The sequence below is a fragment of the Streptomyces sp. Sge12 genome (genome assembly GCF_002080455.1).
Taxonomy (GTDB): Bacteria; Actinomycetota; Actinomycetes; order Streptomycetales; family Streptomycetaceae; genus Streptomyces.
On sequence record NZ_CP020555.1, the window covers coordinates 3,494,313 to 3,505,468 of the forward strand.

Annotated in this window: 9 protein-coding genes; 3 read left to right on the forward strand and 6 right to left on the reverse strand. The window is 70.8% G+C overall.

Features of this window, described 5'->3' with window-relative positions:
- Positions 1-11 precede the first annotated feature (11 nt).
- The 3 genes from B6R96_RS15355 to B6R96_RS15365 all read left to right on the forward strand — a co-directional run bounded on the left by B6R96_RS15355 (position 12) and on the right by B6R96_RS15365 (position 4,241).
- Positions 12-2,765, forward strand: a complete 2,754-nt coding sequence (locus B6R96_RS15355) for a fumarate reductase/succinate dehydrogenase flavoprotein subunit (protein WP_081522706.1) — start codon at positions 12-14, stop codon at positions 2,763-2,765.
- A 122-nt stretch (positions 2,766-2,887) separates the two neighbouring features.
- Positions 2,888-3,499 (forward strand): hypothetical protein, encoded by a 612-nt coding sequence (locus tag B6R96_RS15360; protein ID WP_053176163.1) that lies wholly within the window; start codon positions 2,888-2,890, stop codon positions 3,497-3,499.
- Between the two features lie 121 nt (positions 3,500-3,620).
- Positions 3,621-4,241, forward strand: a complete 621-nt coding sequence (locus B6R96_RS15365) for a Uma2 family endonuclease (protein ID WP_081522707.1) — start codon at positions 3,621-3,623, stop codon at positions 4,239-4,241.
- A 66-nt stretch (positions 4,242-4,307) separates the two neighbouring features.
- Here the strand turns inward: B6R96_RS15365 and nuoN are convergent, their stop codons facing one another.
- The 6 genes from nuoN to nuoI are packed head-to-tail and all read right to left on the reverse strand — an operon-like array spanning position 4,308 to position 11,154.
- Positions 4,308-5,963 (reverse strand): NADH-quinone oxidoreductase subunit NuoN, encoded by a 1,656-nt coding sequence (nuoN, locus tag B6R96_RS15370; protein WP_053704244.1) that lies wholly within the window; start codon positions 5,961-5,963, stop codon positions 4,308-4,310.
- The gene (locus B6R96_RS15375) at positions 5,960-7,552 is read right to left on the reverse strand and encodes an NADH-quinone oxidoreductase subunit M (RefSeq protein ID WP_081522708.1); all 1,593 of its coding nucleotides are present in this window, start codon (positions 7,550-7,552) and stop codon (positions 5,960-5,962) included. Before B6R96_RS15375 ends, nuoN begins: the two co-directional genes overlap by 4 nt.
- 1 nt (position 7,553) lies before the next feature.
- Complete coding sequence (nuoL, locus tag B6R96_RS15380; RefSeq protein ID WP_081522709.1) at positions 7,554-9,449, reverse strand: NADH-quinone oxidoreductase subunit L; 1,896 nt, start codon at positions 9,447-9,449, stop codon at positions 7,554-7,556.
- Positions 9,450-9,458: 9 nt separating this feature from the next.
- The gene (gene nuoK, locus B6R96_RS15385) at positions 9,459-9,758 is read right to left on the reverse strand and encodes an NADH-quinone oxidoreductase subunit NuoK (RefSeq protein WP_030016652.1); all 300 of its coding nucleotides are present in this window, start codon (positions 9,756-9,758) and stop codon (positions 9,459-9,461) included.
- Positions 9,755-10,561 (reverse strand): NADH-quinone oxidoreductase subunit J, encoded by an 807-nt coding sequence (locus B6R96_RS15390; protein ID WP_081522710.1) that lies wholly within the window; start codon positions 10,559-10,561, stop codon positions 9,755-9,757. The genes nuoK and B6R96_RS15390 overlap by 4 nt, the downstream gene beginning before the upstream one ends.
- Entirely contained in the window at positions 10,558-11,154 is a 597-nt protein-coding gene (gene nuoI / locus B6R96_RS15395) for an NADH-quinone oxidoreductase subunit NuoI (RefSeq protein WP_030388355.1), read from the reverse strand. The genes B6R96_RS15390 and nuoI overlap by 4 nt, the downstream gene beginning before the upstream one ends.
- Positions 11,155-11,156 lie beyond the last annotated feature (2 nt).

Sequence of the window (11,156 nt, forward strand, 5' to 3'; positions counted from 1 at the left end):
AGGGCCGCACCATGGACATCCCCGCGATCTGCGACGCCGAGGAACTCTCCTGCGACGTCCTCGTCATCGGCGGCGGCACGGCCGGCACGATGGCGGCGCTGACCGCCGCCGAGCGCGGCGCGCGGGTCCTGCTCCTGGAGAAGGCGCACGTACGCCACTCCGGCGCGCTCGCCATGGGCATGGACGGGGTCAACAACGCCGTCGTCCCCGGCCGCGCCGAGCCCGACGACTACGTCGCCGAGATCACCCGCGCCAACGACGGCATCGTCGACCAGTCCACGGTCCGCCAGACCGCCACCCGCGGCTTCGCGATGGTCCAGCGCCTGGAGTCGTACGGGGTGAAGTTCGAGAAGGACGAGCACGGCGAGTACGCGGTGCGCCAGGTCCACCGCTCGGGGTCGTACGTGCTGCCCATGCCCGAGGGCAAGGACGTCAAGAAGGTCCTCTACCGGCAGCTGCGGCGCCGCGAGATGCGCGAGCGGATCCGCATCGAGAACCGGGTGATGCCGGTCCGCGTCCTCACCTCGCCCGAGGACGGCCGGGCGATCGGCGCGGCCGCCTTCAACACCCGCACGGGCGCCTTCGTGACCGTGCGCGCCGGGGCGGTGGTCCTGGCGACCGGCCCGTGCGGCCGGCTCGGGCTGCCCGCCTCCGGATACCTCTACGGCACCTACGAGAACCCGACCAACGCGGGCGACGGCTACGCCATGGCGTACCACGCGGGCGCCGCCCTGACCGGGATCGAGTGCTTCCAGATCAACCCGCTGATCAAGGACTACAACGGGCCGGCGTGCGCGTACGTCGCGAACCCCTTCGGCGGCTACCAGGTCAACCGGCACGGCGAGCGCTTCGTGGACTCCGACTACTGGTCGGGGCAGATGATGGCCGAGTTCGCGGCCGAACTGGCCTCGGACCGGGGCCCGGTGTACCTCAAGCTCAGCCACCTCCCGGAGGAGTCGGTGGCCTCCCTCGAATCCATCCTGCACACCACCGAGCGGCCGACGCGCGGCACCTTCCACGCGGGCCGCGGCCACGACTACCGCACGCACGACATCGAGATGCACATCTCGGAGATCGGGCTGTGCGGCGGCCACTCGGCGTCGGGCGTGCGGGTGGACGACCACGCCCGCACCACGGTGCCTCGGCTGTACGCGGCCGGGGACCTGGCCTCCGTACCGCACAACTACATGATCGGGGCGTTCGTCTTCGGCGATCTGGCGGGCGCGGACGCGGCGCAGTACACGGCTTACGAGGGCGCGCTGCCGGCCGACCAGCTGGCGGCGGCCCACGAGCTGGTCTACCGGCCGCTGCGCAACCCGGACGGTCCGCCGCAGCCGCAGGTGGAGTACAAGCTGCGGCGGTTCGTGAACGACTACGTGGCCCCGCCGAAGACGGGCGCGAAGCTCTCGCTCGCCGTGGCGGCCTTCGACCGGATGACCGGCGAGATCGCACAGATGGGCGCCGGGACCGCGCACGAGCTGATGCGGTGCGCGGAGGTGTCCTTCATCCGGGACTGCGCGGAGATGGCGGCCCGCTCCTCGCTGGCCCGCACCGAGTCCCGCTGGGGCCTCTACCACGAGCGGCTCGACCACCCGGAGCGCGACGACACGGGCTGGCTGCACCACCTGGACCTGCGCAAGTCGGCCTCGGGGGCGATGGAGTTCACCGCCCGGCCGGTGGAGCCGTACCTGGTGCCGGTGGACGGGTTCGCCCCGGCCGGCGGCCCCTCGCGGCACCTGGGCGAGGTGGACCTGGTCCCGGTGGCCACGGCGGGGCCCCGCCGGTCGCCCCCGGCGGGGCGGACGGACGGGCCGGGGGCCGCCGCCCCGCAGGGGCCCGAGCCCGCCGGAGCCGAGGGCCGGGCGGCCGGAGCCGAGGGCCGGGCGGCCGGGGGTGCCTCGCCCCGGATCCTGGAACTGCTCGCCCTGGCGGAGGAGTCACCCGGCCTGGACCTCCTGCGCCCCTATCTCGACGATCCCGATCCCGGGGTGCGGGCCGCCGCCGTGGCCGCGCTCGGCGAGACCGTCCCGGCGGGCGCCGGGCCCGCGCTGGCCGCGCGCCTCGCCGACCCGGCCGCCGTCGTACGGGCGGCCGCCGCGGGAGCGCTGCGCGAGCTGGTGGAGGTCCTGCCCGGCGGGCCGGAGTTGGCGGCGGGGCTGCGCGCCGCGCTCGCCGTGCCCGACGCCGCGGTGCGCTCCGCCGCGCTCGAAGTGCTGCGGGCGCTGCGGCTGGGCGACGCCGGGCTGTACGCCGCCGCGCTGGCGGACGGCGATGCGGAGGTACGGATCCACGCGGTGCGGGCGCTGGTCTCCGTGGACGCGGCCACGGAGCTGGCCGCGGCCGCCACGGACCCGGCCCGCGAGGTCCGGGTGGCGGTGGCCAAGGGCCTCGCCTCGGTGCACGCCCCGGTCCCGGCCCCGCTGGACCCGCTGCTGGCGGACGCCGACCCGCTGGTGCGGGGTGCGGCCCTGGGCGCGCTGGCCAGGGCCGGCTGCCCCGACGGGTACGCCCGTACCGCGGTGGCGGCCCTGGCCGACCCGGCGTGGCAGGTCCGGGCGGGGGCGGCGGCCGGGCTGTCGGCGGCCGCCCCGGAAACGGCGGTACCGGCTCTGGCCAAGGCCCTGGCCGACGCCAACGCGGACGTCCGCAAGGCCGCGGTGCTCGCCCTGCTGGCCCACCGGGACACCGCGGAGGCCCGGGCGGCTCTCGCCACGGCGGTCTCGGACCCGGACGCGGACGTCCGCGCCTACGCCGCCCGCGGCTGACGGGGCCGCGGCCCCCGTTCGGAGGCGCGCCGCGTGCGCCCGGCGGGCGGGGCCGGGATGGTGGACGGACGAATGGAAGCGGGAACCCGTACCCCGTACCCCCACCGCGAGGAGCCGCCGCCATGTCCCTACGCAGCCTGAAGACCGTCGTCACCTGCGCGGCCGCCGTGTCGCTCGGCCTGGCCGCCGTGGCCCCGGCGCACGGGGTCGAGGGCCCGGCCCCCGATCCGCGCGACGCGAAGGCGATGCGGGACATGGCCACGGCGATCGCGGTGACGGCGAAGTACGCGGACGAGCGGGAGGCCCTCAAGGACGGGTACGTCCCGCACGGCGAGGAATGCATGACCAACCCGTTCGGGGTCGGCGCCATGGGCTACCACTACGTGAAGCAGGCCAACTGGGGCTCTAAGGACCCGGCCCGGCCGACCGCGCTCCTCTACAGCAAGGACAAGGACCGCAACGGCCGTCGCAAGCTCCAGACCGTGGAGTGGATGTCCACCGACCGGGACCAGGACCTGAAGACCACCGACGACCGGCCGAGCATGTTCGGCCTCCCCTTCGACGGGCCCATGCCGGGCCACTGGGCGGGCATGCCCAAGCACTACGACCTGCACATGTGGGCGTACAAGGAGAACCCGGCGGGCCGCTTCCACAACTGGAACCCGGCGCTGAACTGCCCGAAGAAGGCCCCCACCCCGGGCAAGCCGGCCGCCGCCCACCCGCACGGCCACTAGTCCGCGCGGCCCGTGCGATCAAGTGACCCGGGCATATGACTCACCCGTAAGGACGGCTTCTCCGGGAACCCCGGGCGATACGCTGGTCGGACTCGCGAGACTCTGCCCCATGGGAGCACTGATGAGCGTCGAACCCGCAGCACCGCCGCCTGCGCCGGAGCCGGGACCCCGCTGGCCCATCCCGCCCGCGGGTGGCTGGACAGCGGACGACCTGGACACGCTTCCGAATCTGCCTCCGCACACGGAGCTGATCGACGGGAGCCTGATCTTCGTGAGTCCGCAGAGCATCTTCCACGAGCGAGCGATCGACTTGTTCAAGTGGCAGTTGCGGTCGGTGGCCCCCGCCGACTTCGAGATCTTTCGCGAGTTCACGATCGACATCGACAAACGGAATCGGCCCGAGCCGGACGTGGTGGTCGTGCGCACCGACGTCGTAGGCGATCTGGAACAGACCCGGTTCCCTGCCGAGGCAGTGGTGCTGGCCATCGAGGTGGTCTCCCCCGACTCTGTCGGACGAGACCGCGAAACCAAGCCGTTGAAGTACGCCAGGGCCGGGATCGTCCACTTCTGGCGGGTCGAGAACAAGGACGGACGTGCTGTGGTCTACGTCTACGAGTTGGATCCCGCCACGAGCGCCTACGTTGCGACGGGTATCTTCCACGACCGGCTGAAGGTCTCTGTACCGTTCATCATCGATGTCGACCTCACGGCGATCACACCCCGGCACCGTCCGAAGAAGTAGCCCCGCACACGGCCGAGGGCCCGGCCCCCCGAAGGGGGCCGGGCCCTCGGCCGTTGCGCGGACCGGTCAGCGGACGAAGGTGCTCGCCTGGCCCGCCAGTTCCAGGAAGTACTGCGGGGCGAGGCCCAGGGCCAGGGTGACGGCGACGCCCACCGCGATGGTGGTCATCGTCAGCGGCGAGGGAACCGCCACCGTCGGGCCGTCGGCCTTCGGCTCGCTGAAGAACATCAGGACGATCACCCGGATGTAGAAGAAGGCGGCGATCGCGGAGGACAGGACACCGATCACGACCAGCACCCCGGCGCCGCTCTCCGCCGCCGCCCGGAACACGGCGAACTTGCCGGTGAAGCCCGAGGTCAGCGGGATGCCCGCGAAGGCCAGCAGGAACACCGCGAAGACGGCCGCGGTCAGCGGCGAACGCCGGCCGAGCCCCGCCCACTTCGACAGGTGCGTGGCCTCGCCGCCCGCGTCGCGCACCAGCGTGACCACCGCGAAGGCGCCGATCGTCACGAAGGAGTACGCGCCCAGGTAGAAGAGGACCGACTGGACGCCCTCCGCCGAGGTCGCGATCACACCGGCCAGGATGAAGCCCGCGTGCGCGATCGAGGAGTAGGCCAGCAGCCGCTTGACGTCGGTCTGGGTCACGGCGATCACCGCACCCGCGAGCATCGTGACGATGGCCACCGCCCACATGACCGGCCGCCAGTCCCACCGCAGCCCCGGCAGGACCACGTAGAGCAGCCGCAGGAGGGCGCCGAAGGCGGCCACCTTCGTCGCGGCCGCCATGAAGCCGGTGATCGGGGTCGGGGCGCCCTGGTAGACGTCCGGGGTCCACATGTGGAAGGGGACCGCGCCGACCTTGAAGAGCAGGCCCATCATGATCAGCGCTCCGCCGATCAGCAGCAGCGCGTCGTTGCCCATGGTGGAGGCCAGCGCCGGGTCGATGTTCGCGACCGTGCCGTCGACCACGTCGGCGATCACCGCGTACGAGACCGAGCCCGCGTACCCGTAGAGCAGCGCGATGCCGAAGAGGAGGAAGGCGGAGGAGAAGGCACCCAGCAGGAAGTACTTCACCGCGGCCTCCTGCGACATCAGCCGCTGGCGGCGGGCGAGGGCGCAGAGCAGGTAGAGCGGGAGGGAGAACACCTCGAGGGCGATGAACAGCGTCAGCAGGTCGTTGGCCGCCGGGAAGATCAGCATGCCGGCGATCGCGAACAGGGCCAGCGGGAAGACCTCGGTGGTGGTGAAGCCCGCCTTGACGGCGGCCTTCTCGCTGTCGCTGCCCGGTACGGACGCCGCCTGGGCGGCGAAGGAGTCCACCCGGTTGCCGTGCGCCGCGGGGTCGAGCCGGCGCTCGGCGAAGGTGAAGACCGCGACGATCGAGGCCAGCAGGATGGTGCCCTGGAGGAACAGTGCCGGTCCGTCGACGGCGATGGCGCCCATCGCGGCGATGTGGGCCTTGGTGGACCCGTACCCCCCGGCCGCCAGGCCGACGACGGCGGCGAAGGCCGAGGCCAGCGCGGCGACGGTGAGGAACACCTGTACGTAGTAACGGGCCTTGCGGGGCACGAAGGCCTCGACCAGGATCCCGAGGACCGCCGCGCCCACCACGATCAGCGTGGGCGCGAGCTGTGCGTACTCGATGGTCGGTGCCGGGATCCGGTCGGCCGGCGCCTCGGCCGCCAGTGTCCACAGGCTGTGGGCGGAAGTCAGTGTGCTCACTTCGCCGCCTCCCCGTTCTTGGCTTCGACGTCGACCTCGGGCTCGGGGTCCGTCTGCTTCACGTCCGACATGGTGTGCTCCACCGCCGGGTTGACGATGTCGGTGAGCACCTTCGGGTAGACGCCCAGCCCGATCAGCAGGGCGATCAGCGGGGCGACCACCAGTACCTCCCGCAGGCGCAGGTCCGGCATGGTGCGGACCTCCTCCTTCACGGGACCGGTCATCGTGCGCTGGTAGAGCACCAGCGTGTAGAGCGCGGCCAGCACGATGCCGACGGTGGCGATGATCCCGACGACCGGGTACCGGGCGAAGGTGCCGACCAGGACCAGGAACTCACTGACGAAGGGCGCGAGGCCCGGCAGCGAGAGGGTGGCGAGGCCGCCGATCAGGAAGGTGCCGGCGAGGACCGGGGCCACCTTCTGGACGCCGCCGTAGTCGGCGATGAGCCGCGAGCCGCGCCGCGAGATCAGGAAGCCGGCCACCAGCATCAGCGCCGCCGTCGACAGGCCGTGGTTGACCATGTAGAGGGTGGCGCCGGACTGGCCCTGGGAGGTCATCGCGAAGATGCCCAGGATGATGAAGCCGAAGTGCGAGATCGAGGCGTAGGCGACCAGCCGCTTGATGTCCCGCTGGCCTACGGCGACCAGGGCGCCGTAGACGATGCTGATCAGGGCGAGGACGAGGACCACCGGCGTGGCCCACTTGCTGGCGTCGGGGAAGAGCCCGAGGCAGAAGCGGAGCATCGCGAAGGTGCCGACCTTGTCGACGACCGCGGTGATCAGTACGGCGACGGGGGCGGTGGACTCGCCCATCGCGTTGGGCAGCCAGGTGTGCAGCGGCCACAGCGGGGCCTTCACCGCGAAGGCGAAGAAGAAGCCGAGGAACAGCAGCCGCTCGGTGTTGGTCGCCATGTCGAGCGTGCCGGCGGCGCGGGCGGCGGTGATCTCCTGGAGGGAGAAGTTCCCGGCCACCACGTAGAGGCCGATGACGGCCGCCAGCATGATCAGGCCGCCGACCAGGTTGTAGAGGAGGAACTTGACCGCCGCGTACGAGCGCTGCGTGGCCGCATTCTCCTCGGAGCCGCCGTGGGCCCGGTCCCCGAAGCCGCCGATGAGGAAGTACATCGGGATGAGCATGGCTTCGAAGAAGATGTAGAAGAGGAAGACGTCGGTGGCCTCGAAGGAGATGATCACCATCGCCTCGACCAGCAGGATCAGGGCGAAGAAGCCCTGGGTCGGACGCCACCGGGAGCTCTTGGTCTCCAGGGGGTCGGCGTCGTGCCAGCCGGCCGCGATCACGAAGGGGATCAGGAGCGCGGTGAGCCCGATGAGCACCACCCCGATCCCGTCCACGCCCAGCTCGTAGCGGACGCCGAAGTCGGCGATCCACGGCCGGGATTCGGTGAGCTGGTAGCGGTCACCGCCCGGGTCGAAGCGGACCGCGACGAGCACGGCCAGGGCCAGTGTCGCCAGCGAGAAGAGCAGCGCGAGCCACTTGGCGGCGGTCCTGCGGGCGGCCGGGACGGCCGCCGTCAGGATCGCGCCGACCGCGGGGACCGCGGCCGTCACCGTCAGAAGCGGGAAACTCATTTCACACCGCCCTCATCAGCAGGGTCGCGGCGATCAGAACCACCGTGCCCCCGAACATCGAGACCGCGTAGCTGCGGGCGTAGCCGTTCTGCAGCTTGCGCAGGCGGCCCGAGAGCCCGCCGACCGAGGCGGCCGTCCCGTTGACCACCCCGTCGACCACGCTGTGGTCGAGGTATACGAGCGAGCGGGTCAGGTGCTCCCCGCCGCGCACCAGCACGACGTGGTTGAAGTCGTCCTGGTAGAGGTCCTTGCGGGCCGCCCGGGTGAGGAGCGAGCCGCGCGGGGCGACGACCGGGACGGGCCGCCGGCCGTACATGGTCCAGGCGACGGCGACGCCGATGACGAGGACCACCATGGTGGCCGCGGTGACCGTCATGGCGCTGACCGGCGGGTTGCCGTGCTCGTAACCGGTGACGGGCTCCAGCCACTTCAGGAAGCGCTCGCCGATCTCGAAGAAGGCTCCGGCGAAGACCGACCCGAAGGCCAGGATCACCATCGGGATGGTCATCGACTTCGGGGACTCGTGGGGCTTCGGCAGCTGGCCCTGCTCGTCCGGCTGCCAGCGCTTCTCGCCGAAGAAGGTGAGGAGCATGACGCGGGTCATGTAGAAGGCGGTGATGCCGGCGCCGAGCAGGGTCACGCCGCCGAGGATCCAGCCCTCGGTGCCGCCCTTCGCGAAGGCCGCCTCGATGATCATGTCCTTGGAGAAGAAGCCCGACAGGCCCGGGAAGCCGATGATGGCCAGGTATCCGAGTCCGAAGGTCACGAAGGTGACCGGCATGTACGTGCGCAGCGCGCCGTACTTGCGCATGTCGACCTCGTCGTTCATCCCGTGCATCACGGAACCGGCGCCGAGGAAGAGGCCCGCCTTGAAGAAGCCGTGCGTCACCAGGTGCATGATCGCGAAGACGTAGCCGATCGGTCCGAGGCCCGCGGCGAGGATCATGTAGCCGATCTGCGACATCGTCGAGCCCGCCAGGGCCTTCTTGATGTCGTCCTTCGCGCAACCGACGATCGCACCGAAGAGGAGCGTGACCGCACCCACGACGGTGACCACCAGCTGGGCATCCGGCGCCCCGTTGAAGATGGCGGCGGAGCGGACGATCAGGTACACGCCCGCCGTCACCATGGTCGCCGCGTGGATCAGGGCCGAGACCGGGGTCGGGCCCTCCATCGCGTCCCCGAGCCAGGACTGCAGCGGGACCTGCGCGGACTTGCCGCAGGCGGCCAGCAGCAGCATCAGGCCGATCGCCGTCAGCGTGCCCTCGGAGGTCTCGCCCACCGACGCGAGCACCGGCTCGAAGGCGAAGGTCCCGAAGGTCGTGAACATCAGCATGATCGCGATCGACAGGCCGATGTCGCCAACGCGGTTGACCAGGAAGGCCTTCTTGGCGGCGGTGGCCGCGCTGGGCTTGTGCTGCCAGAAACCGATCAGCAGGTACGAGGCGAGGCCCACGCCCTCCCAGCCGAAGTACAGCAGCAGGTAGTTGTCGGCGAGCACCAGCAGGAGCATCGCCGCGACGAACAGGTTCAGGTAGCCGAAGAAGCGGCGGCGGCGCTCGTCGTGCTCCATGTACCCGATCGAGTACACGTGGATGAGCGTGCCCACCCCGGAGATCAGCAGGACGAAGGTCATCGACAGCTGGTCCAGCTGGAAGGCCATGTCCGCCTGGAAGCCCTCGACGGGGATCCAGGTGTACAGGTTCTGGGTCAGGGTCCGGTCCTCGGCCGTGCGCCCCAGCATGTCGGCGAACAGCGCGACGCCGATCCCGAAGGAGACGGCCGCGAGCAGGGTGCCGATCCAGTGACCGGCCTTGTCGAGGCGCCGGCCGCCGCACAGCAGCACCACCGCTCCGAGCAGGGGCGCTGCCACCAGCAGCGCAATCAGGTTCTCCACAGCGACCCCTTACAGCTTCATCAGGCTGGCGTCGTCGACCGAGGCCGAGTGGCGGGTACGGAACAGCGACACGATGATCGCCAGGCCGACCACGACCTCCGCGGCGGCGACGACCATCGTGAAGAACGCGATGATCTGGCCGTCGAGGTTGCCGTGCATCCGGGAGAACGCGACGAAGGCGAGGTTGCAGGCGTTGAGCATCAGCTCCACGCACATGAACAGCACGATCGCGTTCTTGCGGATCAGGACCCCGACGGCACCGATGGTGAACAGCAGGGCCGCCAGGTACAGGTAGTTGACCGGATTCACTTCGAGGCCTCCTCACGGCCGAGGCGCTCCGACGAGGCCTGCTCCAGTGCCTTGAGGTCGTCGATCGCCTGGCTGGAGACGTCCCGGATCTGGCCGCGGGCACGCAGCGTCCGGTTCACGGTCAGCTCGGACGGGGTGCCGTCCGGCAGCAGACCGGCGACGTCCACCGCGTTGTGCCGGGCGTAGACGCCGGGCGCGGGCAGCGGCGGGAGCTGGACGCCCTCGCGGACCCGCTTCTCGGCGAGTTCGCGCTGGGTGGCGGCCCGTTCGGTGCGCTCGCGGTGGGTGAGCACCATCGCGCCGACGGACGCGGTGATCAGCAGCGCGCCGGTGATCTCGAAGGCGAAGACGTACTTGGTGAAGATCAGCTGCGCCAGGCCCTCGATGTGCCCGGCGGAGTTGACCCGGCCCAGCCCGTTGAAGTGGGTGAGCCCGGCGTTGGCGATGCCGGCGATCAGCAGGGTGCCGAAGCCGAGCCCGCACAGGGCGGCCAGCCAGCGCTGCCCCTTGATGGTCTCCTTCAGGGAGTCGGCGGCGGTGACGCCGACGAGCATGACCACGAAGAGGAAGAGCATCATGATCGCGCCGGTGTAGACGATGACCTGGACGACGCCCAGGAAGTACGCCCCGTTGGCGAGGTAGAAGACGGCCAGGATGATCATCGTCCCGGCCAGGCTGAGGGCGCTGTGGACGGCCTTCTTCATCAGGATCGTGGCCAGGGCGCCGATGACGGCGACCGAGCCGAGGATCCAGAACTGGATCGCCTCGCCCGTGGAGGTCATGGAGGCGGCCATGGCGCTCATGCGTCCACCTCCTCGGACTTCCCGTCCTCCGCGGCGACTTCGCCCTTGGAGACGGCGACCTGCCGGACCGTGCCCGGGGCGGCCCCGGTCACCAGTCCGCGGTAGTAGTCCGTGTCGTCCGTACCGGGGAAGATCGAGTGCGGTGCCTCGACCATGCCCTCGGTCAGGCCGGAGAGCAGCTGCTCCTTGGTGTAGATGAGCGATTCGCGGCTGGAGTCGGCCAGTTCGAACTCGTTCGTCATGGTGAGCGCCCTGGTCGGGCACGCCTCCACGCACAGCCCGCACAGGATGCAGCGGGCGTAGTTGATCTGGTAGACGCGGCCGTACCGCTCACCCGGGGAGTAGCGCTCCTCCTCGGTGTTGTCCGCGCCCTCCACATAGATCGCGTCGGCGGGACAGGCCCAGGCACACAGCTCGCACCCGATGCACTTCTCCAGACCGTCGGGATGCCGGTTGAGCTGATGCCGTCCGTGGAAGCGCGGGGCGGTCGTCTTCTGCTGCTCCGGGTACTGCTCGGTGAGGCGCTTCTTGAACATGGCCTTGAAGGTCACGCCGAAGCCCGCCACCGGGTTCTGCCACTTCTCGTCGGACATCT

Coding starts and splice junctions, on each gene's coding strand:
- B6R96_RS15355 (WP_081522706.1), top strand. CDS start 12: ATGGACATCCCCGCGATCTGCGACGCCGAGGAACTCTCCTGCGACGTC.
- B6R96_RS15360 (WP_053176163.1), top strand. CDS start 2,888: ATGTCCCTACGCAGCCTGAAGACCGTCGTCACCTGCGCGGCCGCCGTG.
- B6R96_RS15365 (WP_081522707.1), top strand. CDS start 3,621: ATGAGCGTCGAACCCGCAGCACCGCCGCCTGCGCCGGAGCCGGGACCC.
- B6R96_RS15375 (WP_081522708.1), bottom strand. CDS start 7,552: ATGAGTTTCCCGCTTCTGACGGTGACGGCCGCGGTCCCCGCGGTCGGC.
- B6R96_RS15390 (WP_081522710.1), bottom strand. CDS start 10,561: ATGAGCGCCATGGCCGCCTCCATGACCTCCACGGGCGAGGCGATCCAG.
- nuoI (WP_030388355.1), bottom strand. CDS start 11,154: ATGTCCGACGAGAAGTGGCAGAACCCGGTGGCGGGCTTCGGCGTGACC.